Source organism: Paraburkholderia fungorum (assembly GCF_046027605.1).
In the GTDB taxonomy this organism is placed as follows: Bacteria; Pseudomonadota; Gammaproteobacteria; order Burkholderiales; family Burkholderiaceae; genus Paraburkholderia; species Paraburkholderia fungorum_F.
In genome coordinates, this window is the sequence record NZ_JAQQEF010000002.1 from 489,819 (window position 1) to 514,388 (window position 24,570).

Here is a 24,570-nt window from a genome sequence, read left to right on the forward strand (position 1 = left end):
TCTGCGAAGGAGACGTCATGAATCCGCATTCGCCCACGTCACTGGAGGCGATCAACAGCAAGGTCATGCGCCGGCTGTTGCCGTTCCTGCTGCTGATGTACGTGTTGGCGTTTCTCGATCGCGCCAACATCGGCTTCGCGCAGAAAGCGTTGCAGCACGATACGGGTTTGTCCAATGCGGCTTTTGCCTTCGGTGCAGGCGTATTCTTCGTCGGCTATGCATTGTTCGAAGTACCGAGCAATCTTCTACTGCATAAGGTCGGCGCGCGTGCGTGGATGTGCCGGATCATGGTGACATGGGGGCTTGTCTCGGCCGCGATGTGTCTTGCGCATACGCCGGGCGCGTTCTACTCACTGCGTTTTCTGCTCGGTGTCGCCGAAGCCGGTTTCTTCCCAGGCGTGATCTATTACCTGACTCACTGGTTTCCGCAAGCGGCGCGAGCGCGCGCGGTGGGCGTGTTTTATTTTGGCGCGCCGCTGGCGTTCATCTTCGGCAGTCCCTTGTCGGGTTCCCTGCTCGAACTGCATGGCACGATGGGTTTGGCGGGCTGGCAGTGGCTGTTTCTGATCGAGGGAACGTTGGCCTCGTTAGTCGGCGTGTGGGCGTTCTGGTATCTCGACAATCGCCCTGAAGACGCACGCTGGCTCGATGCAGAGGAGCGCACCCTGTTGCGCAGCGCACTGGACGACGACGCGCGTGCCGCCTCCACGCATGGACCGCATCGTATTCTCGCCGCGCTGGTGGACCGCCGCGTGTTGCTGCTCTCGGCGATCTATCTGCTGATCCAGATGAGTGTCTACGGTGTGATCTTCTATTTGCCGCAACAAGTGGCCGCTCTGCTCGGCACCACCGTCGGCTTGCGTGTGGGCCTCGTGGCCGCGTTGCCCTGGGTGTGTGCGTTGGCTGTGACGTGGTACGTGCCGCGTCGTGCGGATCGCACGGGTGGTCACCGGCGCTGGGCGGTGGCGCTGCTGGTACTCGCAGGTCTTGGCATTGGCGCCTCGGGGCTCGCGCATAACCCAGCGATCGGTTTGATTGCGCTGTGCTGCGCGGCCAGTGGTTTCATCGCGGCGCAACCGCTGTTCTGGACGTTTCCGACGCGCTACCTCACGGGGGCCGCGGCGGCAGGCGGGATCGCGCTGATCAATTCGCTCGGCGGTCTCGGCGGATTCATTGCGCCAAGCTTGCGCACGGCGGCGGAGCGGGCGTTTTCGTCGACCTCGGCAGGGCTGATCGTATTGGGCGTGTCGAGTCTGTTGGCGGCGCTGATGATCGGCACGCTGTTGCGCCATGACGGTACGGATTCAAGCGGGTCTTTCCAACATTTGCTGCACCGCGCCCGCTAGGCGCATTTTCGGCTGCACGTTCTGCGCACCAACAACGGAGCTCTTTTCATGGCCATGCCTACTATCCGGCACGTGCGTGCCTTTATCGTCCGCGGCGGCGGTGCGGACTATCACGATCAACCTGACGGACACTGGATCGACGATCACATTTCCACGCCGATGGCGCGCTATCCGGAGTATCGGCAGAGCCGCCAGTCGTTCGGTATCAATGTGCTCGGCACGCTGGTCGTCGAGATCGAAGCGAGCGACGGCACCGTCGGTTTCGCGGTCACGACGGGCGGTGAGATCGGCGCGTTCATCGTCGAGAAACATCTCGCGCGCTTTCTCGAAGGTCAGCTTGTTACCGACATCGAGAAGATGTGGGATCAGATGTATTTCTCGACGCTGTATTACGGCCGAAAAGGCGTGGTGCTGAATACGATCTCGGGCGTCGATCTCGCGTTGTGGGATTTGCTCGCGAAAGTCCGCAAGGAGCCGGTGTACCAGCTATTGGGCGGCCCGGTGCGCGATGAACTCGTTTTCTACGCGACGGGCGCGCGGCCGGATCTCGCGAAAGAGATGGGTTTCATCGGCGGTAAATTGCCGTTGCAGCATGGTCCCGCGGAAGGCGAGGCCGGTCTCAAGAAGAACCTGGATAAGCTCGCCGAGATGCGTAGCCGCGTCGGCGACGACTTCTGGCTGATGTACGACTGCTGGATGAGCCTCGACGTGCCCTATGCCACGCGGCTTGCGCAGGCGGCGCACGAATACGGCCTGAAATGGATCGAAGAATGTCTGCCACCGGACGACTACTGGGGTTACGCCGAACTGCGCCGCAACGTGCCACGCGGCATGATGGTGTCGACCGGCGAGCATGAAGCGACACGCTGGGGTTTTCGCATGCTGCTGGAGATGCAGTGCTGCGATCTGATTCAGCCGGATGTGGGCTGGTGCGGCGGCATTACCGAACTCATCAAGATTTCCGCGCTCGCCGATGCCCACAATGTGATGGTGGTGCCGCACGGTTCATCGGTGTATAGCTATCACTTCGTCGTCACGCGGCACAACTCGCCGTTCGCCGAGTTTCTGATGATGGCGCCGAAGGCGGATGAAGTGGTACCGATGTTCACGCCGCTGCTGCTCGATGAGCCGGTCCCTGTAAATGGACGGATGAAAGTGCCGGACACGCCGGGCTTCGGTGTGCGCTTGAATCCGGAATGCGCGCTGGTACGCCCTTATCCGCGATGAGTGCCCGATGATTGCGTAGTGAATGCGCCTGGAAGAATCCGCGGTGAACTCAGGCCCAACCTGCAAGACAGAGTATTGACCCAGCCAACAGGAGAATGACGTGTTGCTCAAGGACAAGGTCGTGATCGTCACCGGTGGCTCGCGTGGTATTGGCCGCGCGATAGCGGTTGCGTGCGCAACCGAAGGCGCGGATGTGGCGATCAACTACTGGGGCGATAACGACGCATCTTACGGACGCCGTTCGGCCGTTGCGGAAGTGGTCGGCGAAATCGAAGCGTTGGGGCGGCGTGTGATCGCGATCGAAGGCAACGTAGCCGCGCGCGAGACCGGTCACGAACTGGTTCGCCAAACCGTCGAGGCCTTCGGCAAAGTGGACGTGCTGGCGAGCAATGCCGGCATCTGCCCATTCCACGCCTTTCTCGACATGCCAGCTGAAATATTGGAGTCGACGGTGGCCGTCAATCTGAATGGCGCGTTCTACGTCACGCAGGCCGCCGCGCAGCAGATGAAAGCGCAGGGCACGGGCGGCGCGATCGTGGCGACGAGTTCGATCAGCGCGCTGGTAGGCGGCGGCATGCAAACTCACTACACGCCGACCAAAGCGGGTGTGCATTCGCTGATGCAGTCGTGTGCGGTGGCATTGGGGCCCTACGGCATTCGCTGCAATTCGGTGATGCCCGGCACGATCGCCACCGACCTGAACGCGGAAGATCTCGCCGACGAAGCCAAAAAAGCCTACTTCGAAAAACGCATTCCGCTAGGCAGACTGGGCCGCCCGGACGATGTCGCCGACTGCGTGGTATTTCTCGCGTCGGAGCGCGCGCGTTACGTAACAGGCGCCGCGCTTCTGGTGGACGGCGGCCTGTTCGTCAACTTGCAGTAACGCGCGATGCCGACGTCAATGAACCGGTGCGGAGACGATCACAGGCGCGGCCGCGGTCACGGCGGAATCGTCGCGTGCGAGCTTGCGCGAGAAGCCACGCAGCAAATCGATAAAGCGCAGCGCCGGTTCGGCGAGGGCTTCTTCCTTGCGCGTGAGAATGCCGAAACCGGCGAGGCTCTTGCCGATTTCGAGCGGCAACGCAACCAGCAGTTTGCCGCGCAGATGATCGCGCACCACCGACTCGGGCAGCATGGCCACGGCGTCGTAGTTCTCGAGCAATTGCAGCGTGGCGAAGATCGATGCGCACTCGGTCAGATTGACCGGCGTCGCCAGACCCGCCCGCGCGAGTTCCTCTTCGAACAGCACACGCGCCGGACTGGTAACCGGTTGCGCCACCCACGGCCAGTCGATCAGCTCCCGCAACGTGATGCGCGCGCGCTGCGCCAGCGGATGCACCGAACGCACCACCAGCAGCAAGGTCTCACGGGCGAGCGGCTCGAAACTGAAATCGTTGTGTTGCAACGGACTGGTCAGGCGTCCCAACGCCAGATCGACTTCGCGGCGATGCAGCAATTGCACGACCTGGTCACTGGTTTCTCCAAGAATGCGCACGTTCAGCAAGGGGCTTTCAGTTTTCAGGGCGGCCACCGCCATGGCCAGCAGATCGGGCGCGGCGCCCATGATGGCGCCGACGGTCAACTGTCCATGCCCGCCGCGGCGTTTGACGTCGAGGTCTTCGGCAAAGCGGGTCAATTCGGCCAACGCCCGCCGCGCGTAGGCCAGCGTGACCACGCCGAGCGGTGTGGGCGTCATGCCGCGCGCGTTGCGCTCGAACAGCAGGAAGCCGAACGCTTCCTCGATGTCGCCGAGCATGCGGCTCGCGCTGGGTTGCGCGACGTTGATTGCCTCGGCGGCCTGATGGAGATTGCGCGCGTCGTCAAGCGCGACGAGCAGCGCGAGGTGTTTGAACTTGAGCCGATTGACGAGTGCGATGGCAGCTGAGTGTTGGCTCATGGTTCCCGGTGCGATTCGGTTTGTGGATCGCCCAATCCCAACAACGGATTGAGATGCTATCGACGCAGGAATTATAGTCGTATCAGTCGCTTCTAAAGAAAGCGCCCGGATACGACGGGAGACAGGCCGCAATGGAAACAATCGCTTTCCGGATGGTACTCAACCCGGGCATGCGCGAGGAATACGAACGACGTCATGCGCAAATCTGGCCCGAACTGGTTGATGCATTGCACAACGCCGGTGTGCGCGACTATCGGATTTTCTTCGACGCGGGCTCGGACCATCTTTTCGCCATTCTGACGCGCGCCACGAATCACACCATGAATGAGCTGCCGCAACTCGACGTGATGCGCAAATGGTGGGATTACATGGCCGACATCATGCAGACGGCCCCTGACCATACACCGCTTCAGCAGCCGCTCGAGCCGGTCTTTCATCTGAATTCACTTAGCTGACGTTGCAGACTGTACCTGGACCTTATGGGCGGAGGGTGTCGCATGCAGGTTGTCGATTCGCATATCCATCTGTGGGATCTGAAGACGCATCGCTATCCGTGGCTGGAAAACCCGGGTGTGTCGTTCGTGGGGGACGCGCGCGAACTCAAGCACGACTATCTGCTCGACGACCTGCTCGGCGAGGCCGGCGATATCGACGTGCTGAAACTGGTGCACGTGGAAGCGAATCACGATCCCGCCGATCCGGTCGAGGAAACCCGCTGGCTGCAATCCATTGCGGATCGTTCAGTGTCGCGCGGCATGCCGAATGCGATTGTCGCCGCCGTGGATCTGTCCGCGGCGAACGCACCTGAAATACTCGAAGCGCACGCGTCGTTCGCGAATACGCGTGGCATCAGGCAGATCCTGAACGTGCATGAGAACAAGCTGTTCGATTACGTCGGCCGTCATTTCATGCGCGAGCCGCGGTGGCGCGAACATTTTGCGTTGCTGCGCCGTTACGACATGTCGTTCGATCTGCAACTGTATCCGTCGCAGATGGAAGAAGCGGCGACGTTGGCGCGCGCGCATGGCGAGACGATTTTTATCATCAACCATGCGGGCATGTTCGTGGATCGCAGCAGCATTGCCGGTTATCGCGCGTGGCGTGACGGGTTGCGACTGCTGGCGGGTTGCAGGAACGTCGTGGTGAAGATCAGCGGACTCGCGATGTTCGATCATCAGTGGACGATCGAAAGCCTGCGCCCCTATGTGCTGGAAACGATCGACACGTTCGGCGTGGAGCGCGCGATGTTCGCGTCTAACTTTCCGGTCGACCGGTTGTTCGGCTCTTATGCGGATTTGTGGCACGCGTATGCGTCGATTGTGGACGGCGCGAGCGTGGCTGAGAAAGAAGCGCTGTTCCGCCGTAACGCGGAGCGCTTTTATCGTATCTGATTCGGCGGACCGGACCTGGCGCATCTGACGCACACTCGAAAGCGCGCACTCGAAAGCGAACACGAAGGAGACAAGTAGTGCAGCAATCCCAAACCGCGGTGCCCAGGCTCGAACTCCGGCACGCCAGCAAATCCTTTGGCCGGGTCCGCGCGTTATCCGACGGCGATCTCGCGTTGTGGCCGGGCGAAGTGCATGCGCTGCTCGGCGAAAACGGCGCGGGCAAATCGACGGTCGTGAAGATTCTCGCGGGCGTGCATCAGCCGGATACCGGCGAGCTGCTGGTTGACGGCGTGGCGCGCCGTTTCGCGACGCCCGCGGAAGCGCGCGACGCGGGCCTCGCGGTGATCTATCAGGAGCCGACGCTGTTCTTCGATCTCTCGATCGCCGAGAACATCTTCATGGGGCGGCAACCGGTCGACCGGATCGGCCGCATTCAGTACGACGCCATGCGCCGCGAGGTGGATGGCTTGCTGGCCTCGCTCGGGGTCGATCTGCGCGCCGATCAACTGGTGCGCGGTTTGTCGATCGCCGATCAACAGGTGATCGAAATTGCGAAGGCCTTGTCGTTGAACGCAAACGTGCTGATCATGGACGAGCCGACCGCCGCCTTGTCGCTGCCCGAAGTGGAGCGGCTCTTTGCGATCGTGCGCAAGCTGCGCGAGCGCGAGGTGGCGATTCTGTTCATCACGCACCGGCTCGATGAAGTCTTCACGCTGACGCAACGCGTGACGATCATGCGCGATGGCGCGAAGGTATTCGACGGGCTCACCGCCGAACTCAGCACTGAATCCATTGTGGCGAAGATGGTGGGCCGCGATCTGGAAACGTTCTATCCCAAGGCCGAGCGGCCGCCGGGCGAAGTGCGCCTGTCCGTGCGTAGACTCACGCGCGTGGGCGTCTTCAAGGACATTTCCTTCGACGTCCGCGCCGGCGAGATCGTCGCGTTGGCGGGTCTCGTGGGTGCGGGCCGCAGCGAAGTGGCGCGCGCGATCTTCGGCATCGATCCGCTCGACTCAGGCGAAATTTCCATTGGCGGCAAGCGTCTCGCCGCGGGCAGTCCGGCCGCGGCGGTGCGTGCCGGCCTCGCGCTGGTACCGGAGGACCGTCGTCAACAAGGACTGGCATTGGAGTTGAGCATTGCGCGCAATGCGTCGATGACCGTGCTTGGACGGCTCGTCAAACATGGCCTGATCTCCACTCGCAGCGAAACGCAGCTGGCCAATCAGTGGGGCACCCGCTTGCGTCTCAAAGCGGGCGATCCGAATGCGCCGGTCGGCACACTTTCCGGCGGCAATCAGCAAAAAGTCGTGCTGGGCAAATGGCTCGCCACCAACCCGAAGGTCCTGATCATCGACGAACCCACTCGCGGTATCGACGTCGGCGCGAAAGCGGAGGTGTATAGCGCGTTGGCGGAACTGGTGCGCGACGGCATGGCCGTGCTGATGATTTCGAGCGAACTGCCGGAAGTACTCGGTATGGCCGATCGCGTGCTGGTCATGCACGAGGGCCGTATTAGCGCAGATATAGCGCGCGCCGAAGCCGACGAGGAGCGCATCATGGGCGCCGCGCTCGGCCAACCGATTCCCCCGTTGGGGCACGCCGCATGATGCGCCATTCTCCAACTCATCCCGCGCCGGTCCGGGCACCGGTCTCCAAGCGCACCGGCAGCGCGCCAGGAGGCTTCGTCGCGAGCATTGCGAAGAGCCGCGAGACGACGCTCTTCGTCGTGCTGATCCTGTTGATCGTGGGCACGGGAATCGCGAAACCGCAGTTTCTGAATCTGCAGAATCTGCGGGACGTGCTGCTCAATGTATCGATTATCAGCTTGCTGACAGCCGGCATGACGGTCGTAATCCTGATGCGGCATATCGATCTGTCGGTGGGATCGACAGTCGGCGTGAGCGCCTATGCGGTCGGCAGTCTGTACGTTGCGTTTCCGCATATGCCGGTGCTCGTCGCGTTGCTGGCCGGACTGGCGATCGGTCTGGTGGCGGGCGGTATCAATGCGTTGCTGGTTGCCGTGGGTCGCGTGCCGTCGCTGGTGGCCACGCTCTCCACGCTCTACATCTTTCGCGGCGCGGATTACGCGTGGGTCCACGGCGGGCAGATCAATGCAACCAGTTTGCCCGATGCGTTTTCCCGTCTCGCGACCGGCACGTTCTTCGGCATACCGACGCTCGCGCTCATCGCGATCGTCGTGCTGGCAGCGTTGGCTATCTATCTGAAGCAGTTTCGCGGCGGACGCGAACACTACGCGATCGGCTCGAACCCGGAGGCGGCCCGGCTTGCCGGGGTGAACGTCGAGCGTCGCGTGATGGCGGGCTTTTTGCTGTCCGGTGCGATTGCCGGCTTTGCGGGCGCCTTGTGGCTCGCGCGCTTCGGTACCGTCGATGCAAGCACGGCGAAGGGCATCGAATTGCAGGTGGTTGCCGCCGCCGTGGTGGGCAGTGTTGCGATCACGGGTGGTGTGGGCACCATTCTCGGCGCCACGCTCGGCGCGCTCGTGCTGGGGGTGATCAGCATCGCGCTCGTCGTGCTGCACGTCTCGCCATTCTGGGAGCAGGCGATCGAGGGCGCGCTGATCGTCGCCGCGATTACCGCCGATACCTTGCTGGCCCGCTCCGTCGCCAAACGTATGATGAGGAAACGCGATCATGGCTAAACCCGATTCCGCGTTGCTCACGCGCAAACGCGAAACACCGTTGCAATGGGAAGTGTTGCTGGTCGTCGTGCTGGCGTTGTCGCTCGGACTCGGGCGCTGGTTGTCGCCGGTGTTTCTCACCAGTGCGAATATCAGCAACATCCTCGCCGATCTGACCGAGATCGCGTTGATGGCGCTGCCCATGACGCTGATTATCGTCGCCGCGGAAATCGATCTTTCGGTGGCGTCGGTGCTGGGCGCGTCCAGTGCGCTGATGGGCGTGCTGTGGCATATGGGCTTGCCGATGCCGGTAGTGATCGTGCTGGTATTGATTGCCGGTGCGCTGGCGGGCTTGCTGAACGGCCTCGTGATCGTGAAGCTCAATCTGCCTTCGCTCGCGGTCACGATCGGCACGCTGGCCCTGTTTCGCGGTCTCGCGTATGTGCTGCTCGGCGATCAGGCGGTCGCGGATTTTCCGGCGGGGTATACGGCGTTCGGCATGGATACGGTTGGCTCGACCTTCATTCCGTTGCCGTTTGCGATCGTGATCGTCGGGGCGGTGCTGTTTACGGTGTTGCTGCAGTCCACCGCATTCGGCCGCAGCCTCTACGCAATCGGCGCGAATCCCACCGCCGCGGCGTTCTCCGGCATCGAAGTCGCGAAGATCCGGCTGCGGCTGTTCGTGTTGTCCGGCGCGATGAGCGCGCTGGCCGGCGTCGTCTATACGCTGCGCTTCACCAGCGCGCGCGGCGATAACGGCGAAGGTTTCGAATTGTCGGTGATCGCGGCGGTGTTGTTCGGCGGCGTGAGTATTTTCGGTGGACGGGGTTCGATGTTCGGTGTCCTGCTGTCGCTGCTGATTATCGGCGTGCTGAAAAATGCGCTGACGCTCGACGATGTATCGAGCGAAACGCTGACGATCGTCACGGGCGTCCTGCTGCTGGCATCGGTGCTGATTCCCAATCTGGCTGCCCCCTGGCGTGCGGCGCGTGACCGGCGTTTCATCGCGAAGTCCGCCTCTTCTTTATAACGTTCTCTTAAAACCCGTTCCCCAGAAATACCAGACACGAATACCAGATACCTACAACCCGGACAGGTTTTCGTCCAACAACAAAGCAGGAGACGCCTTATGTTCAATCCTCTACGTCACACCGGCAAAGCTGCGCTGTGCATCGGCCTGGTTGCGCTCAGTTGCGCCGCATCGGCAGCGGGGCTGAAAAGCGGTCTGAAGATTGCTTTCGTGCCGAAGCAGATCAACAACCCTTATGAAGTGATTGCCGACGACGGCGGTATGGCGGCGATCAAGGAATTCGGCGGCGTGGGCAAGGTCGTGGGGCCCTCGGATGCCGGCGCGTCGTCGCAAGTGCAATACATCAACACGTTGATTACGCAGCGGCAGGACGCGATCGTGATCGCGGCCAACGACGCGAACGCTGTCGTGCCCTATCTGAAGAAAGCGATGTCACAAGGCATCAAGGTCGTGACCTTCGACTCGGATACCGCGCCCGAAGGCCGTCAATTGTTCGTCAACCAGGCGAACGCGGAAGGTATCGGCCGGGGTCAGATCCAGCTGGTGGCAAAACTGATGGGCGGCGAGGGTGAGTTCGCGGTGCTGTCGGCCACGCCGAATGCAACCAATCAGAATACTTGGATCAAGTGGATGCAGGAGGAGTTGAAAAAGCCGGAATACTCAAAGATCAAACTCGTGAAGATCGCGTACGGCAACGACGACGACCAGAAGTCGTTCGTTGAAACGCAAGGCTTGCTGCAGGCATATCCGAATCTGAAGGCGATCGTCGCGCCGACTACGGTCGGCATCGCGGCGGCGGCGCGTTACATCTCGTCGTCGTCGAGCAAGGGCAAGGTGCAGGTGACCGGCCTGGGCACGCCGAACCAGATGCGTGCGTTCGTCAAGAACGGGACGGTTAAGGCGTTCCAGCTTTGGGATCCGAATCAGCTTGGCTATCTGGCGGGTTATGCCGCGGCGGCGCTGGCGTCGGGGACGATCAGCGGCAAGGAAGGCGAGTCGTTCGATGCCGGCAAGCTCGGCAAGCGCACGATCGGACCGCAAGGCGAAATCATTCTTGGACCGCCGACCACGTTCGATTCGAGCAATATCGACAACTTCAATTTCTAACCAGCGAGCCGGGTGTAGCGGCGCCGGGTGCCGCTACACAAGGATCGCTTCTATCCGCCAGAAAGCAGGTACGGGATATGCGCGGCAGGCGAGCCGTCGGGAATTCGCTTGCCGATATGCGCATGCGGCCGCCCCATGAACTTTGGACCGATACGATAAATTGGCAAATTGACCTTGGGCGTAGTTGGCCCGAACTGCTATCTTGAGTGAGTAAGAGTCGTTCGGATAGCACGCAGTTGTTGACACAGCCGTCGATGGACGCGGTTTTCGGCAAGAATGAAAGCGACCCATTGCGGCGAGCGCCGAACGAGCGGAGAAAATTCCTGCCAAGAGGTGCGTGATGACCGAAGTGACCTGGCTTGTTGTGGCTGACGGTGGCCGCGGGCGCGTTTTCAAGGCGCCGGGACTGACACTCGACTTGCAGGAAATCGAAGATCTCATCAACAGTGAATTTACCGGCACGATGCTGACGGAAAAGGACCGGCTAAAATTCGCGAAGCGGGTTTCCGATTATCTGGAAGAAGGGCGGCTCCATCAGCGCTACGATCGGCTGAGACTTGCCATGGAGTCAAAATTCCTCGGCATGGTCAAAGCAAATCTGACCGAGCAGACCCGTCGATTGATTTTCGAGCAACTCAGCGAGGACCTGTCGACACTCAATACGAAAGAAATCGAGGCCCATCTGCGGCGGCACTGATTGGCCGCCTTCGGTCACGAGTCTTATGCGCTGGTTTCGGAGCCAGGCGGTTCTTCGACATCGCGAAACCAGGTTTCTGCGTGAGCGCGGTCGGCAACCCAGGAGCGGGACTGCGGCGTGTTGAACTCCCGGTCGATGAACCGGCGCCCCCATTCGACCCCGTCTCTTATCGCCTCTTCTTCTGTGAGCCACTCGGGTTGAACGGTTTCGGGGCGAACACTGACCACCGTGCGATCGCCGCGAGTCACATTCACTCTTGCAATCCAGGCGCCGCGCGGGTTGCGCTCAGGGTGCACCGCGATCTCAAACTCGCCGTAAGAAACAGTGCGTGCTGGCATCGTTTTCTCCTTTGCAGCGTTCGATGGGTATCCGTTCGCAATCCGATGCGTGATCCTAAACACCATCATGCCGCAATTCCAGCATTCCGGCGTGCGGATCTCAACGCGCCATGGCAATCCGATAGACGCATTTCACCCATATCTAGCATCGGAGAAAACGGGCGCTCACATCCTCGCGACTTGCTCGTAGACTTCCTGTGTGGAGGGCGTGCGAGGCTCCCCATTCTCGACTGGGAGGATGCATGGCTCAGAATGAAATCTCATATCGGCGGTTTGTCATTTCCGCGACGATCTCCCCTCTGCAGGGCAACCGGGGGATCGTGACAGTCGACGTCGTGACCTCGGATCCGCAGCGTATTGCCGATCTCGGCACGGAACGCTTTCTCCACGTCGAGCGGTGGGTTGAACGCAATGATGCCGCCTTTCTTCAGGTCGTGGTGGACGAATGTAAAGTGACTATCGACCATTACGCGGACAACGTCGACGATAGTTGATTCTTGCGTCTGGCCGCAAACGCCACCTTGCATGAGGGATTGAAAATGCAGGAATTCGATTTCTACCTCAACCTGAAGAAGCCGACGCTCGGACTCTATGTGCGCAAGGGCGCCGGCCTTCCCGACCTGGTTGACACAAGTGACTGGCAATTCAACGGACACGTGTGGCAAAGCGAGCTGACGCCCGATATCCTGAAAGCTCTGGAGGCCAACGGCCACGCGTTTCAGGAATTGGGCGGCTGACTTTTGACATCGCACGCCGGCCATGCCGAGGAGAGAACCATGTCGAAGCAACAGGGCAAATTGAGTGATGAGTTCATCGCACAGCAACGCCAGCGCCTCGAGGCGTTGCGCCGGCAACTGCTAGGCGGAGAGGAAAACACGATCGCGAATCAGCGGACGGCCGAAGAAGAGCACGGCGAGGAGGCCGAGGAGTTCGAGGATGTCGCGCAGGGAATGGCGCAGAACGAGGTCAACCAGGCGCTGCATGACGTGAACGACCAACGCGTCAGCGATATTGAGCGCGCGCTTGAGAAGATCGACGAGGGGACCTACGGTCTCTCCGATGCCAGTGGTGAGCCGATACCGAAGGCGCGTCTCGAAGCCGTACCGGAAGCGATACTCACGGTTGAAGAGCAGGGTAGCCGCGAGGGCGGAAAATGACGGCTTGCAACGGGCGTCCAACGTGTAGCAGCGTATATCGATCGCCTGCGAACATACCGGCGATTTACGGCCGCGAGGCAACCTCATCCAGATGGACCAGCAAATCGGCCGGGTCGTCATAAACGCGTAATGCGCCGGCGCGCTCCAGTTCTTCTGTGCCGTATCCGCCTGACAGCAAGCCAACGCCCAGCGCTCGACACCGTTGGGCGGCGAGCATGTCCCAAATGCTGTCCCCCACTACCACGGCTTGCTCGATCGGTTCGCCGAGCCGCACGGCTGCGGCAATAAACAGGTCCGGGTCCGGCTTCGCGTATTTGACGTCGTCGCGGGTGACGACCACGGCTTTGGCCGGATCCACGCCCAGCGCCTCCAGATTGAGCGCCGCGGTCTCCATCCGGCCGCTGGTCGCCACGGCCCACGGAGTGCCGGCTTGCGTCAGCGCGTCGAGCAGTTCACGAGCACCCGGCAATGGGCGCACCTGAGCGCGTAATCGTTGATAGGCGGCGGCATGCGCGTGACGCAGCCGCTCGCTAAGCTCAGCGCTAATTTCATTGTGCGTCTCTCGTAGAAGCTGGTTCGTAAAGAGGCCACCGCTCATGCCAATCTTGCGATGAATCCGCCAGACAGACAATGGAATGTTTTCCCCATCGAGCGCTTCTTTCCAGGCGAGCACATGCTGATAGACGCTGTCGACGAGTGTCCCGTCGAGGTCGAACAGAAACGATGTCTGGATTCGCATGATGGGCCCGATTGATAAGCGCTTCTGGAAACACTCGCGAAGCGTACTACTATAAACCTGAGCAACGAAATCTTGCGCATGGACTTGCACGTCGAGGCGCTGTTGACGGACCGCACCAATGCCTATCATCGGAAAGACCAACATTCCTTTATCTACAGACCGTTCATAGAATCCAGGGGCGGATTTGAGGTTTCGTCATGCTAACCATGCTGAGATGGTTCTTTAGACAAAGTCTATAACCTTTGAAATGACCGGATGCCTTAACCGAAAAAGGTGACTCTCGATGCCCGCCCTTTGCGAAATCTGTAATGCCCGTCCTGCTGTCGCCCGTGTGACCGTTGTGCAAAACGGCGAGCGGAAAACTTTATCGATTTGCGACTACGACTATCGGCAATTAATGCGGCACCAAAGCATGATGAACCCATTCGATTCCCTGCTGGGAGGAGGCGGCTTGTCGCGCTTCCTTGGCGGCCTGGGAGGCGGCGGAGCCGAAGATGAAGATGAAGACGAAGACGCGGGTTACGAGGCCGAATTGCCGCGCGAGTCGGTTGATGCAACCGATGCTTTCAGTGAGCAAACACTAGAGTTATTGCAGCGCGCCGCGGAAAAGGCCCACGAGCTTGGCCGCAACGAACTCGACACTGAGCACCTGCTTTACGTGCTCGCGGACACCGACGTATGCGCCGCGCTGCTGAAGGAGCTCAAGCTCTCACCGCAGGACATCAAGGGTTATATCGACCAGCACGCGCAAAAGGGCACTGCCTCACCCGATGCGCCGATCGACAAGATGACCATCTCGCCGCGCCTGAAAAAAGTGATCCAGTACGCGTTCCAGGCATCGCGCGATCTGGGCCATTCATATATCGGCCCGGAGCATCTGCTCATCGGCCTTGCGGCGGTGCCGGACAGTATCGCCGGCGCGCTGCTGAAGAAGTATGGCGTGACGCCGGAGGCGTTGCGGCAGAAGGTCGTGAAAGTGGTCGGCAAAGGCGCGGAGGACGGCCGCGTCGACACGCCAACCGGCACCCCCACGCTCGACAAGTTCGGGCGCGACCTCACGGCCATGGCGCGTCAGGGCAAGCTCGATCCGGTGCTCGGCCGCGCGCAGGAAATCGAGAGCACGATCGAAGTGCTCGCGCGTCGCAAGAAGAACAACCCTGTGCTGATCGGCGAGCCGGGTGTCGGCAAGACCGCGATCGTCGAAGGGCTGGCGCAGCGCATCATCAACGGCGACGTGCCCGAGGTTCTGCGCGGCAAGCGGCTCATCGAGGTCAACATCAACTCGATGGTGGCGGGCGCGAAGTATCGCGGCGAATTCGAGGAGCGCGCCAAGCAGCTGATCGATGAGGTCACGGCGAAGCACGACGAATTGATCCTGTTCATCGACGAACTGCACACGATCGTCGGCGCGGGACAAGGCGGTGGCGAAGGCGGCCTCGATATCGCGAACGTGCTGAAGCCCGCGCTTGCGCGTGGCGAGCTCAGTCTGATCGGCGCCACGACACTCAACGAATATCAGAAGTACATCGAAAAAGATGCGGCGCTCGAGCGGCGCTTCCAGCCGGTGTTAGTACCCGAGCCGACGGTGGAGCAGACCATCGTGATTCTGCGTGGGCTGCGCGACAAGCTCGAGGCGCACCATCAGGTGACGTTCGCCGACGATGCGTTCGTTGCCGCCGCCGAGCTTTCCGATCGCTATATTACGTCGCGCTTTTTGCCGGACAAGGCCATCGACCTGATCGACCAGGCGGCGGCACGGGTGCGTATCGGCGCGACCTCGCGACCCGCGGCGATCCAGGAGCTCGAAGCCGAAATCGCCCAGCTCAAGCGTGAACAGGATTACGCGTCCTCGCGCAAGCGCTTCGACGAGGCGAAGAATTTCGAGGCGCGGATCGGCGAAAAGCAGGCGAAACTCGACGAGCAGATGGAGGCATGGCAGCGCAAGACCGGCTCGGAAACACTCGAAGTGACCGTGCAGTCCATCGCCGAAGTCGTGTCGCGTCTCACCGGCATTCCGGTCACGGAGCTCACCCAGGAAGAGCGCCAGAAACTGCTGGATATGGAGAAGAAGCTGCGCGAGCGCGTGGTCGGCCAGGACGACGCGGTGATCGCCGTGAGCGATGCCGTGCGCCTGTCACGTGCGGGCCTGGGCCAGGCGAACCGGCCGATTGCAACGTTCCTGTTCCTCGGACCGACCGGCGTCGGCAAGACCGAACTGGCGAAGGCGCTGGCGGAAACGGTGTTCGGCGACGAGCAGGCGGTGATCCGTATCGACATGTCCGAATACATGGAGCGTCACGCGGTTGCACGGCTGATCGGCGCCCCTCCGGGCTATGTGGGTTACGACGAGGGTGGGCAGTTGACCGAGCGGGTCCGGCGCCGCCCGTACAGCGTGATCCTGCTCGATGAGATCGAGAAGGCCCACCCGGATGTGAACAACGTGCTGCTGCAGGTGTTCGACGACGGGCGGCTCACTGATGGCAAGGGCCGCGTAGTGGACTTCAGCAATACGATCATCATTGCGACGAGCAATCTCGGCGCCTCGATCATCATGGAAAATCTCGAGAAACCCGACGCGGATCGCCAGTCTGAAAAAGCGATCCGCGAGGAATTGATGGGAGTGCTCAAGGGACACTTCCGCCCTGAATTCCTGAACCGGATCGACGAGATCATCGTCTTCCACGGACTCTCGCGCGACAACATCCATTCGATCGTGAAGATCCAGCTTGAGAGGGTGGAGCGCACCGCGGCCGCCCAGGATATTACGCTCAAGATAGACGAATCCGTGATCGATCATCTCGCCGATGCTGGCTATCAGCCGGAATTCGGGGCGCGCGAGTTGAAACGCCAGATTCGCCAGGAACTGGAAACGCGGCTCGCGAAGGAGATGCTCGGTGACCGGCTGAAGTCGGGCGATACCGTCGACGTCAGTTATGACAAGGAAAGCGACGAAGTGAAGTTCAGCAAGAGCGAGGCGCCCCCAACGCCCAAGGCGACAGGCGGAAAGAGTGGCAACGGACGCGCGAAGAAAAAGCCGTCTAAAGAAATTAGCAGCCCCGAGCCGGCTGAAAGTGCCGAGTCGAAGAAATGACGCGTCCAGCAAGCTTGGAAAGGCCGCTGCGTCATCGTTGACGACTGACGTTGTGCGGCCTCTGAATCTGAAGACCGGTTGAAACATGCGGCGGTGTCACTGCACTTGTACTGTGCATGCCCGCCACTATTCGCCTGTTCCTTTCGCGATGCATCCACTTCGGCGAGATCGGACTCATCTTCTCGATCGGCTGTACTCCGGGACGATTCACACGTGCATGGTGGAGACATGCCACACATGCTCGCCGCACTACGAATCCGAGCTGCCGGCAATTGCACTCACGCAGGCGTCTCACACCTACGCGCGATTCCTGATTACCCCCGTTTTTATGCAGACCTTGCGTTATCGCGCTACGATGTGCCGCGTAGCCGTTCCGTCGCCACATGGTGTCCGTCTTTACGCACTTGCCGTAGCCACCCGGAGCCGTTGATCGATCATGGAAATCTTCGATGCATTCCACCTTGCCAGGTTGCAGTTTGCGTTCACGGTTTCGTTTCATATCATGTTCCCCGCAATCAGCATCGGCATGGCCAGCTTTCTGGCCGTGCTGGAGGGGCGCTGGTTGTTGACGGGCGACACCGCCTACAAGGACATGTTTCTGTTCTGGTCGAAGATCTTCGCGGTCGGCTTCGGCATGGGGGTGATCTCGGGTGTGGTGATGGCCTACGAGTTCGGCACCAACTGGAGTGGATTTTCCAGCATTGCCGGCAATATCACGGGCCCGCTGCTGACCTATGAAGTGCTGACGGCGTTCTTTCTCGAGGCCGGCTTTCTCGGCGTCATGCTGTTTGGCTGGCAACGAGTCAGTCCTCGCGCGCACTTCTTCGCAACGCTGATGGTGGCGGTGGGCACGCTCATTTCAACCTTCTGGATTCTCGCGTCGAATAGCTTCATGCAGACGCCGCAAGGATTCGCCATCGAGAATGGCCGTATCGTACCGGTCGACTGGATGAAGGTGATCTTCAATCCGTCGTTTCCGTATCGCCTGGCACATATGACGATCGCCGCATTCATCGTCGCGGGCTTCATCGTGGCCGCGTGTGGCGCCTGGCATCTGTTGCAGGGACGGCGCGACAAACCGGTCACACGTAGCTTTTCGATGGCGCTATGGATCCTGCTTTTTCTGACGCCGGTGCAGATTTTCGTCGGTGACGCGCATGGCCTCAACACACGCAAATATCAGCCGGCCAAGATCGCTGCGATTGAAGGGCTCTGGGAAACCGAGAAGGGTGGCACCGCTCTCAATCTGATCGGTCTACCTGACATGGACGCCGAGGTGACGCGATACACGATCCAGATACCGCATCTGGGCAGCCTGATCCTGACGCACAGTTGGGACGGTGAGATTCGCGGCCTGAAAAGTTTTCCGCCGGAAGATCGCCCGTACTCGCCGATCGTGTTCTGGACTTTCCGGATCATGGCGGGCCTTGGCATGTTGATGTTGTTGACCGCGTTGCTCGGGCTGCTGCTCAGAGTACGTGGGCGCCTCTACGAGACGCGCTGGTATCAGCGTTTCGTGCTGTGCATGGGGCCTTCTGGAATCGTGGCGCTATTGGCCGGGTGGGTCACGACCGAGGTCGGACGCCAACCCTGGACGGTCTACGGTGTCCTGCGCACCGCGGACTCCCTGTCACCGATCAGTGCACAGCAAGCGGGCGTTTCATTGCTGATCTTTGTGCTGGTGTATTTCCTGGTGTTCGGCATGGGCGTCTACTACATGTTGAAGATGATGAAGCGCGGACCCGAGGAGCATGTCGACCGGCGCGAGTCCCGCCAGCATCCGGTGTTGCGCAATCGCCCGCTGGACGCACTAGACGCACCGGCCACGACGAAAGGAGAGTGACGCCATGCAAATCGATCTTCCCGTCGTGTGGGCCGCGATCATCGGACTCGGCGTTTTCATCTACGTCATGCTGGACGGTTTCGATCTCGGCATCGGCCTGCTGTTTCCGTTCTTCGAGGCGAAGGGCGATCGGCAAGTGATGGTCAACACCATCGCGCCGGTCTGGGACGGTAACGAAACATTCCTCGTGCTCGGCGGCGCCGGCCTTTATGGCGCGTTCCCCGGAGTCTATTCGACGCTGTTGCCGGCGAACTATCTTCCGCTGATCCTGATGGTGATCGGCCTGATCTTTCGCGGGGCGGCCTTCGAACTGCGTGCAAAGGCAGTGAGAACCCAGCATGCGTGGGACCTCGCCTTCATTGGCGGTTCCGCGCTCGCGGGGTTCTGCCAGGGCATCGTGCTGGGGTCGCTGCTGCAGGGCATCAAGATTGTGGATGGCCGTTTCGCCGGCGGCCCCTTCGATTGGCTCTCGCCGTTCAGCCTGTTCTGCGGAATCGGCGTGCTCTTCACCTATGCGACGCTCGGCTGCGGCTGGCTCATCCTGAAGACGGACGGCGAATTGCAGCGCAAGATGCGCGAGGTGATGCGCCCGCTCGTGAGCGTTCTGCTTGGCGTGATTGCCGTGGTGAGTCTGTGGACCGTGATCGGCTTGCCGGCGGTTGCCCACCGCTGGTTTGGCAGCGGCAATCTGGGCTGGTTCCTGCCGGTGCCGATCCTGGTCATCGCGTGTGTGTGGGGCATCTTTCGCACTTTGCGCCTGCAGCACGAAGCGACCCCGTTCCTTCTCACGCTCGCGCTAAGCTTTCTTGGCTACAGTGGTTTGCTGATCAGCATCTGGCCGAACATCGTGCCCCCTTCGCTGACGATCTGGGAAGCATCGTCGAGCCACTCGAGCCAGCTGTTTACGTTGGTTGGCACCGTGATCGTGCTGCCGGTCATTCTCGTCTACAACTTCATGCAGTATCGCGTGTTCCGCGGCAAGGTGCGGGAAGGGGACGCCGGCTACCACTGAGGCGCTGCCCGCGCGCTATTCTGCTTGCGTCAACGATACCGATGCTTCGCTCGTCAGCATCAGGAATGTCAGCGTCTCGCGCAGATAAAGGCGCACGACCGTGTCGGTATGGCTCGTGTAACCGATCGACAGTTCTTCGCCAAGATGCAGTTCGAAGTCGCCACCACGCATGGATAGCACGCTGCCACCCGCGAGCGCGGGCGCCCAGACGATGTCGCCATTCACGATCCGCTTGATGTGCCCGATAACCGGATAACCCTGCTCGCGTGCCTCGCCGAGCGCCGTGTACGCGTCGGCGCCGAGCAGCACGGAATAGGGGCCGTCGACACCAGCCAGCCGCAGTTCTTCGAGTGCGTTACCAATCACGTTCGGATAATCGCTGACATCGGCCGGCAGCGCGAGCGGCGGATTCGACGAGCCTTCGCGAAGGCCGCCTATGCCCGCAGCCTTGTAGCCATCGAAGATCGCGCGATCTTCGGCATAGGCGAGCTGCTTGGCCGCTTCCTTCGCGGGCTGCCAGTCCGCATCTTTCGCGCCGCGCACGACGCTGTCGATCGCTTCGCGTTCCAACTCGAACGGCACGGTCAACTCGACGAGGCTCTTGACCTCGGACAGTTTCGCCACCACGCCTGGCTGCGGCGCGGGAATCGCGATCTGGTGCCCCGTGCCGACGCTGGACAGTTCCGGGCCGCCGGGACCCTTGACGTCAACCACACGACGACCGGCGACGCTGCGCTTGAAGGTCCGTGCCACTTCGTCTTCGAGCTGCGACCAGGCGGCACGGGAGATGGGGGCAAGCTCGCGATGCAAGTTATTCATGTTGGGAGATTCCCTTGAGAGAGCCAATACTCAGCGAGCCGTCGTGACGCGGCTCGGTGGACGAAGACGATTCGGGTGCTTGCTCTGCCGCAGGTGCGGCTTGCGGATCGCGATCCGGGAGCGCCTCGAGCAGGGTGGCCGACGGGACGAAGAACAGGCTGCCCGTGACCGCGCGGCTATAGTCGAGCAACCGGTCGTAGTTGCCCGGCGGCCGCCCGACGAACATGTTCTCCATCATCAGCTCGATCGGCTGGGGCGAACGGGCATAACCGATGAAGTACGTGCCGAACTCGCCCATGCCGGGGCGGCCGAACGGCATGTTGTCGCGGAGGATCTTCACCTCTTCGCCGTTTTTGGTGATGGTGGTGAGCGAGCTGTGCGAACACGACGGTTTGACCGCTTCGTCGAGTTCGATGTCGGCGAGCTTGGTGCGCCCGATGATGCGCTCCTGGGTCTCGACGGAAAGCGCGTTCCAGCCGGTCATGTCGTGCAGATACTTTTGCACGATCACATAACTGCCGGCCTCGAACTCCGGGTCCTCGTCACGGATGAGGGTCGACTCGACGGCCTTACGCCCCGACGGATTCTCCGTACCGTCGACAAAGCCCACCATGCTGCGCAGATCGAAGTTGCGGAAGCCGTGCACTTCGTCGACCACCGTGATTGCATCGTCGAGCCGCCCAACCAGTTGCGTGGCGAGCTCGAAACACAGGTCCATATGATCCGCGCGGATATGCAGCAGGATATCGCCCGGGGTGCTCACGGCGCGGCGTTCGCCCGTGCCGAATTCGCGAAACGGATGCAGTGACGCTGGGCGCGGCGCGCCGAACAGCGAGTCCCACACGTCGGAGCCGAAGCCGACAACGCAGGAGAGGTGGCGCGAAGGGGAGCGCCTGCCGACCGAACGCACGAGGGCGGCAACGTCGCCGCACCACGCGCGCACCTTTTCCGCTGCGTCGCTGCCGGTCGCGACCGTCGCGACGATGAAGATCGCGCTGGGGGTGATGTCATTACAGATGGCTTGCGATTCTGGGGCGTCGAGGGACTCTGAGGTTTCTTTCGGCATCGGATTGGATATTGATAAACCGTTACGGATTCGGGGGAATGGAACGAATGTCTTACCGCCTTCGTGATCGCCGGCCTGAGGCAGCGTAAATATTTCGTCCGGATGACATGAAGCACATTGACAGCCGCGGTCGCCATAGGCATTCGCAGAGTGTTGCTTCGCCATCAAGAGAAGCGCCAAACCCTGTGACAGGGTCCGCGTTCGCTACGTCAGCAGATGTTATACCGGCCGGCCACTTTATGGAAACCGTGCTGGCGGACCGGTGGGGGCGGTAGTCGGCTTCACGATCGGGGCGAGTGGCGGACTGGCCGAGCATGCGGTGAAGGACACGCTTGACGGTGAACTGGTCGCGTCGATATCCGGCAAACTGACCGCCGGCCACGTTGCGTTCATTCTCGAGGTGCAGGAGGCGTCACCATTTGAAGTCGACAATATCGTGCTCGGTTACGGCGGCAGCGTTTTTCGCAAGCCACTTGCGTGATCGCGGGCGCGAAGCGTGCGCATGCTCGTCGAGGTAGACTTCGGAACAAACCAGATGCGTAGCGCCTCGGATCTCCGATAGCAACGGGGACCCCGGCACGCGTGCAGAATGGTTCGGGCCAGACTTTGCCGTGAGCGTCCTTCAGGAGTAACCGAACATGACCGCAACTGCCAGCGAAGATATCACCCGTCAGGCGATTGACGCGTTCTATCGCGCCATCGAGCAGAGAAGCGTTGAGTCGTTACGAAAGGTCGTCACGCCGGACTGGGAATATATTCCGGAGCCCCCTGGGGTGGCGCTGGGACCCAACCAGATGGTGCCGATGTTCGCCGACATCGCTGCCGCACTTCCCGATATGAAGGTCACCATTCTCGACTTGCTGATTCATGGGGACCGGGTGGGCGTTCGCGCGGAGATCGATGGCACTCAAACGGGGAAACTGCTCGGCATTGCCGCCAGTTCCAAGCATATTCATTTCGCGATCCACTCTTTCCATCAGATGCGCGGAAATCTGATTGCGAAAACCTGGCACCTCGAGGACTGGCTATCGGTGTTCCGGCAACTTGGGCAGTTGCCCACAACACTTGAGCAGCACTGAGCACGAGGTGGCACGCCAGGGCGCGTAGGCGTCAGGCTGGTGGGTTGACGCTAATGATGCATTGCTGCGGAGATCAGGAGATGAAACGGCAGCACGAGGAGTGCCGTCCCGGCGACACCGAGCAGCCATAAGCCCACGAACCATAGCAGGCGTTGGCGAAACGTCTTGCTGGACCCACGGCTTGTTTGTGGCATGGCATTCCTCACTGTCGGCTCGTGATGCGGGCTCGTGATGCAGGCTACTGATGCGGGTTACGTAATACGCAATCGACCCAGCGTGAAAGCTGACCCGCAACCGCAACCACAACCGCAACGCTATGCGCGGATCGCGAAGTTCCGCGCATAACCCGTGGATACCGTGTCGTCGCCCCACACCTTGCCGTCCATCAGTATATGAGAACGCTCATCGCCTGGCACTGCCACCGCGACTTGCGCCGCTGCATCGCGATACAACTGTGTCTGATTGATTTGCGCCGCGATTTCCGCGTAATCCGTGCGGGTGTCGATCATGCCCCAGCGATCGAACTGCGTGAGGAACCACGCACCGTCGGCGGCGCGCGGGTAGTTCACCGCACCGTCGTCGAAGAATCGCACGGGTTGCCCCTGCGGCGCCGGGCCGGCAATTTCGTTGCCGAGCCGCGCGGCGATCAGCGCTTCATCGATACCGATGAATTCGGGGCGCGCGAGCCAGCGCGCAATGTCCTCGCGATGTCCCGCACCGTCGAGCCAGCGGCACGCTTCGAGCATGGTCCGCACCAGCGCTCGCGCTGTATTGGGATTCGCGCCGACAAAATCGCGCCGGCACGCTAGCACTTTCTCGGGATGATCGGGCCACACTTCGCTCGTATAGGCGACCGTCCTGCCGACGCCTCGCGCCTCAGCCATCGCATTCCACGGTTCGCCGACGCACAGGCCATCGAGTTTGTCTTCAGCGAGCGCGGCGACCATTTGCGGCGGCGGAATCACGACGCTCTCGATATCGCGCAACGGATGCACGCCTTGCGACGCGAGCCAGTAGTACAGCCACATCGCGTGGGTGCCGGTGGGAAACGTCTGCGCGAAGACCGGCTTGCGGCCGAGCGTCGCCAAAGCCTGGGGCAAGGTGCCGTGTTCGGCCAATGCATCGGCGAGGCGATTCGAGAGCGTGATCGCCTGGCCGTTCCGATTGAGCACCATCAGCACAGCCATATCCGTTTGCGGACCGCCGAGGCCGAGTTGTACGCCGTAGACAAGACCGTAGAGCGCGTGCGCCGCATCGAGATCGCCCGACAGCAGTTTGTCGCGCACGGCGGCCCATGACGGCTGCCGGCACAACTCCAGCGTCAATCCATGGGCGTGGCCGAATTCGAGCAGCTTCGCGGCGACGAGCGGCGCGGCATCGGACAGCGCGACGAAGCCGAGCCGCAGATGGGTTTTCTCGAGGCCCGCGGACGCGGTCGATAAGGGAGGGGAGGCGGCAGAGTTCATAAGCGGCGCTTCATTTGAGCGAATCCGCCGACGCGATGACGGCACGCGCGACTTCGGCGAGCTTGACGCCCTGGTTCATTGCGCGCTTGCGCAGATTGGCGTACGCGGCGGGTTCGGTGATCTTCTGTTGATCCATCAGCAGGCGTTTGGCGCGATCGATCAGCTTGCGCTCGGTGAGTTCGTTCTCGACTTGCGCGAGGCGTTCTCGCAACTGCGACTCCTGCGCAAACCGTGCGAGCGCAACTTCGAGAATCGGCGCGAGCCGTTCCGTGGCGAGACCTTCGACGAGGTAGGCGGTGACTCCGGCACCCACCGCGTCGCGGATCAGCTGCTGGTTCGCGTCGTGACTGAACATCAGGACCGGACGTGGCGCGGTGGCGTTCATGACCGCGAGTTGTTCGAGCGTGTCACGCGACGGCGATTCCGTATCGATGATGATGACGTCCGGCCGTTCGCTCTGAACCACGCGGTGCAGTGCTTGCGGCGTCGCCGTGCCGGCCAGCATCTCGTAGCCAAGTCGTGCAAGGGCGTCGCGCAGATCGCCTATCGGCTTGTCGGTATCGGTTACGAGGAGAACGCGCAGCATGGGGTTGGGTTTATCGACGGCTGACTATTGATAAAGCA

25 protein-coding genes are annotated in these 24,570 nt (G+C 61.3%); 18 read left to right on the forward strand and 7 right to left on the reverse strand.

Annotated features, from left to right (window positions below; genetic code table 11):
- The first annotated feature begins 17 nt into the window (after positions 1–17).
- From PQR53_RS05535 to lra1, 3 genes are all read left to right on the forward strand, one after another.
- Positions 18–1,346, forward strand: coding sequence for an MFS transporter (locus tag PQR53_RS05535; RefSeq protein WP_408451572.1), 1,329 nt, complete (start codon positions 18–20; stop codon positions 1,344–1,346).
- Between the two features lie 48 nt (positions 1,347–1,394).
- Positions 1,395–2,573, forward strand: coding sequence for an L-rhamnonate dehydratase (gene rhmD, locus PQR53_RS05540; RefSeq protein WP_325043219.1), 1,179 nt, complete (start codon positions 1,395–1,397; stop codon positions 2,571–2,573).
- Between the two features lie 100 nt (positions 2,574–2,673).
- Positions 2,674–3,456, forward strand: coding sequence for an L-rhamnose 1-dehydrogenase Lra1 (gene lra1 / locus PQR53_RS05545; RefSeq protein ID WP_408451573.1), 783 nt, complete (start codon positions 2,674–2,676; stop codon positions 3,454–3,456).
- Between the two features lie 15 nt (positions 3,457–3,471).
- On the opposite strand, the gene PQR53_RS05550 is transcribed toward lra1, so the two are convergent.
- A complete protein-coding gene (locus PQR53_RS05550; protein ID WP_408451574.1) occupies positions 3,472–4,470 on the reverse strand; it encodes a LysR family transcriptional regulator in 999 nt (332 codons plus the stop codon).
- Between the two features lie 131 nt (positions 4,471–4,601).
- On the opposite strand from PQR53_RS05550, the gene rhaM reads away from it, so the two are divergent.
- The 7 genes from rhaM to PQR53_RS05585 all read left to right on the forward strand — a co-directional run bounded on the left by rhaM (position 4,602) and on the right by PQR53_RS05585 (position 11,336).
- Positions 4,602–4,925 (forward strand): L-rhamnose mutarotase, encoded by a 324-nt coding sequence (gene rhaM, locus PQR53_RS05555; protein WP_408451575.1) that lies wholly within the window; start codon positions 4,602–4,604, stop codon positions 4,923–4,925.
- Positions 4,926–4,967: 42 nt separating this feature from the next.
- Positions 4,968–5,861, forward strand: a complete 894-nt coding sequence (locus PQR53_RS05560; protein ID WP_408451576.1) for an amidohydrolase family protein — start codon at positions 4,968–4,970, stop codon at positions 5,859–5,861.
- Positions 5,862–5,938: 77 nt separating this feature from the next.
- A complete protein-coding gene (locus PQR53_RS05565; RefSeq protein ID WP_408451577.1) occupies positions 5,939–7,468 on the forward strand; it encodes a sugar ABC transporter ATP-binding protein in 1,530 nt (509 codons plus the stop codon).
- Positions 7,465–8,523: an ABC transporter permease gene (locus PQR53_RS05570; protein ID WP_408451578.1), complete on the forward strand. Its 1,059-nt coding sequence runs from the start codon at positions 7,465–7,467 to the stop codon at positions 8,521–8,523. The genes PQR53_RS05565 and PQR53_RS05570 overlap by 4 nt, the downstream gene beginning before the upstream one ends.
- Positions 8,516–9,532 carry an ABC transporter permease gene (locus tag PQR53_RS05575; protein ID WP_408451579.1) on the forward strand — a complete coding sequence of 339 codons (1,017 nt, stop codon included), beginning with the start codon at positions 8,516–8,518 and terminating at the stop codon, positions 9,530–9,532. The genes PQR53_RS05570 and PQR53_RS05575 overlap by 8 nt, the downstream gene beginning before the upstream one ends.
- A 99-nt stretch (positions 9,533–9,631) precedes the next feature.
- A complete protein-coding gene (gene rhaS, locus PQR53_RS05580; protein WP_408451580.1) occupies positions 9,632–10,639 on the forward strand; it encodes a rhamnose ABC transporter substrate-binding protein in 1,008 nt (335 codons plus the stop codon).
- A gap of 340 nt (positions 10,640–10,979) precedes the next feature.
- Entirely contained in the window at positions 10,980–11,336 is a 357-nt protein-coding gene (locus PQR53_RS05585; protein ID WP_408451581.1) for a host attachment protein, read from the forward strand.
- A 23-nt stretch (positions 11,337–11,359) separates the two neighbouring features.
- Here PQR53_RS05585 and PQR53_RS05590 read toward each other — a convergent pair whose 3' ends face one another.
- Entirely contained in the window at positions 11,360–11,674 is a 315-nt protein-coding gene (locus PQR53_RS05590) for a DUF6566 family protein (RefSeq protein WP_408451582.1), read from the reverse strand.
- A gap of 242 nt (positions 11,675–11,916) precedes the next feature.
- On the opposite strand from PQR53_RS05590, the gene PQR53_RS05595 reads away from it, so the two are divergent.
- The 3 genes from PQR53_RS05595 to PQR53_RS05605 are packed head-to-tail and all read left to right on the forward strand — an operon-like array spanning position 11,917 to position 12,831.
- Positions 11,917–12,168 (forward strand): hypothetical protein, encoded by a 252-nt coding sequence (locus tag PQR53_RS05595; RefSeq protein WP_408451583.1) that lies wholly within the window; start codon positions 11,917–11,919, stop codon positions 12,166–12,168.
- Between the two features lie 45 nt (positions 12,169–12,213).
- Positions 12,214–12,411: a hypothetical protein gene (locus PQR53_RS05600; RefSeq protein ID WP_408451584.1), complete on the forward strand. Its 198-nt coding sequence runs from the start codon at positions 12,214–12,216 to the stop codon at positions 12,409–12,411.
- Positions 12,412–12,450: 39 nt separating this feature from the next.
- Positions 12,451–12,831 (forward strand): TraR/DksA family transcriptional regulator, encoded by a 381-nt coding sequence (locus PQR53_RS05605; protein ID WP_408451585.1) that lies wholly within the window; start codon positions 12,451–12,453, stop codon positions 12,829–12,831.
- Positions 12,832–12,895: 64 nt separating this feature from the next.
- Here the strand turns inward: PQR53_RS05605 and PQR53_RS05610 are convergent, their stop codons facing one another.
- Positions 12,896–13,570 (reverse strand): HAD family hydrolase, encoded by a 675-nt coding sequence (locus tag PQR53_RS05610; protein WP_408451586.1) that lies wholly within the window; start codon positions 13,568–13,570, stop codon positions 12,896–12,898.
- Between the two features lie 283 nt (positions 13,571–13,853).
- Between PQR53_RS05610 and PQR53_RS05615 the strand changes: the two genes are divergently transcribed.
- From PQR53_RS05615 to cydB, 3 genes are all read left to right on the forward strand, one after another.
- Entirely contained in the window at positions 13,854–16,661 is a 2,808-nt protein-coding gene (locus PQR53_RS05615) for an ATP-dependent Clp protease ATP-binding subunit (RefSeq protein ID WP_408451587.1), read from the forward strand.
- 436 nt (positions 16,662–17,097) lie between these two features.
- A complete protein-coding gene (locus PQR53_RS05620; RefSeq protein WP_408451588.1) occupies positions 17,098–18,504 on the forward strand; it encodes a cytochrome ubiquinol oxidase subunit I in 1,407 nt (468 codons plus the stop codon).
- Between the two features lie 4 nt (positions 18,505–18,508).
- Positions 18,509–19,516 (forward strand): cytochrome d ubiquinol oxidase subunit II, encoded by a 1,008-nt coding sequence (cydB, locus tag PQR53_RS05625; protein ID WP_408451589.1) that lies wholly within the window; start codon positions 18,509–18,511, stop codon positions 19,514–19,516.
- Between the two features lie 15 nt (positions 19,517–19,531).
- Here cydB and PQR53_RS05630 read toward each other — a convergent pair whose 3' ends face one another.
- Together PQR53_RS05630 and PQR53_RS05635 are read right to left on the reverse strand one after the other, a co-directional pair.
- Positions 19,532–20,335: a family 1 encapsulin nanocompartment shell protein gene (locus PQR53_RS05630; RefSeq protein WP_408451590.1), complete on the reverse strand. Its 804-nt coding sequence runs from the start codon at positions 20,333–20,335 to the stop codon at positions 19,532–19,534.
- Positions 20,328–21,401, reverse strand: coding sequence for a Dyp-type peroxidase (locus PQR53_RS05635; protein WP_408451591.1), 1,074 nt, complete (start codon positions 21,399–21,401; stop codon positions 20,328–20,330). Before PQR53_RS05635 ends, PQR53_RS05630 begins: the two co-directional genes overlap by 8 nt.
- 262 nt (positions 21,402–21,663) lie before the next feature.
- Between PQR53_RS05635 and PQR53_RS05640 the strand changes: the two genes are divergently transcribed.
- Both PQR53_RS05640 and PQR53_RS05645 read left to right on the forward strand, forming a co-directional pair.
- A complete protein-coding gene (locus PQR53_RS05640; RefSeq protein WP_408451592.1) occupies positions 21,664–21,882 on the forward strand; it encodes a hypothetical protein in 219 nt (72 codons plus the stop codon).
- A gap of 157 nt (positions 21,883–22,039) precedes the next feature.
- Positions 22,040–22,480, forward strand: a complete 441-nt coding sequence (locus tag PQR53_RS05645) for an ester cyclase (RefSeq protein ID WP_408451593.1) — start codon at positions 22,040–22,042, stop codon at positions 22,478–22,480.
- A 314-nt stretch (positions 22,481–22,794) separates the two neighbouring features.
- Here PQR53_RS05645 and PQR53_RS05650 read toward each other — a convergent pair whose 3' ends face one another.
- Entirely contained in the window at positions 22,795–23,946 is a 1,152-nt protein-coding gene (locus PQR53_RS05650; protein ID WP_408451594.1) for a CmpA/NrtA family ABC transporter substrate-binding protein, read from the reverse strand.
- 10 nt (positions 23,947–23,956) lie between these two features.
- Positions 23,957–24,532 carry an ANTAR domain-containing response regulator gene (locus tag PQR53_RS05655; protein ID WP_408451595.1) on the reverse strand — a complete coding sequence of 192 codons (576 nt, stop codon included), beginning with the start codon at positions 24,530–24,532 and terminating at the stop codon, positions 23,957–23,959.
- Positions 24,533–24,570 lie beyond the last annotated feature (38 nt).

Bases quoted from the DNA above. Each gene is read 5' to 3' on its own strand.
- PQR53_RS05535 (WP_408451572.1), top strand. From the start codon at position 18: ATGAATCCGCATTCGCCCACGTCACTGGAGGCGATCAACAGCAAGGTC.
- rhmD (WP_325043219.1), top strand. From the start codon at position 1,395: ATGGCCATGCCTACTATCCGGCACGTGCGTGCCTTTATCGTCCGCGGC.
- PQR53_RS05550 (WP_408451574.1), bottom strand. From the start codon at position 4,470: ATGAGCCAACACTCAGCTGCCATCGCACTCGTCAATCGGCTCAAGTTC.
- rhaM (WP_408451575.1), top strand. From the start codon at position 4,602: ATGGAAACAATCGCTTTCCGGATGGTACTCAACCCGGGCATGCGCGAG.
- PQR53_RS05560 (WP_408451576.1), top strand. From the start codon at position 4,968: ATGCAGGTTGTCGATTCGCATATCCATCTGTGGGATCTGAAGACGCAT.
- PQR53_RS05570 (WP_408451578.1), top strand. From the start codon at position 7,465: ATGATGCGCCATTCTCCAACTCATCCCGCGCCGGTCCGGGCACCGGTC.
- PQR53_RS05575 (WP_408451579.1), top strand. From the start codon at position 8,516: ATGGCTAAACCCGATTCCGCGTTGCTCACGCGCAAACGCGAAACACCG.
- rhaS (WP_408451580.1), top strand. From the start codon at position 9,632: ATGTTCAATCCTCTACGTCACACCGGCAAAGCTGCGCTGTGCATCGGC.
- PQR53_RS05585 (WP_408451581.1), top strand. From the start codon at position 10,980: ATGACCGAAGTGACCTGGCTTGTTGTGGCTGACGGTGGCCGCGGGCGC.
- PQR53_RS05590 (WP_408451582.1), bottom strand. From the start codon at position 11,674: ATGCCAGCACGCACTGTTTCTTACGGCGAGTTTGAGATCGCGGTGCAC.
- PQR53_RS05595 (WP_408451583.1), top strand. From the start codon at position 11,917: ATGGCTCAGAATGAAATCTCATATCGGCGGTTTGTCATTTCCGCGACG.
- PQR53_RS05600 (WP_408451584.1), top strand. From the start codon at position 12,214: ATGCAGGAATTCGATTTCTACCTCAACCTGAAGAAGCCGACGCTCGGA.
- PQR53_RS05605 (WP_408451585.1), top strand. From the start codon at position 12,451: ATGTCGAAGCAACAGGGCAAATTGAGTGATGAGTTCATCGCACAGCAA.
- PQR53_RS05610 (WP_408451586.1), bottom strand. From the start codon at position 13,570: ATGCGAATCCAGACATCGTTTCTGTTCGACCTCGACGGGACACTCGTC.
- PQR53_RS05615 (WP_408451587.1), top strand. From the start codon at position 13,854: ATGCCCGCCCTTTGCGAAATCTGTAATGCCCGTCCTGCTGTCGCCCGT.
- PQR53_RS05620 (WP_408451588.1), top strand. From the start codon at position 17,098: ATGGAAATCTTCGATGCATTCCACCTTGCCAGGTTGCAGTTTGCGTTC.
- cydB (WP_408451589.1), top strand. From the start codon at position 18,509: ATGCAAATCGATCTTCCCGTCGTGTGGGCCGCGATCATCGGACTCGGC.
- PQR53_RS05630 (WP_408451590.1), bottom strand. From the start codon at position 20,335: ATGAATAACTTGCATCGCGAGCTTGCCCCCATCTCCCGTGCCGCCTGG.
- PQR53_RS05635 (WP_408451591.1), bottom strand. From the start codon at position 21,401: ATGCCGAAAGAAACCTCAGAGTCCCTCGACGCCCCAGAATCGCAAGCC.
- PQR53_RS05645 (WP_408451593.1), top strand. From the start codon at position 22,040: ATGACCGCAACTGCCAGCGAAGATATCACCCGTCAGGCGATTGACGCG.
- PQR53_RS05650 (WP_408451594.1), bottom strand. From the start codon at position 23,946: ATGAACTCTGCCGCCTCCCCTCCCTTATCGACCGCGTCCGCGGGCCTC.
- PQR53_RS05655 (WP_408451595.1), bottom strand. From the start codon at position 24,532: ATGCTGCGCGTTCTCCTCGTAACCGATACCGACAAGCCGATAGGCGAT.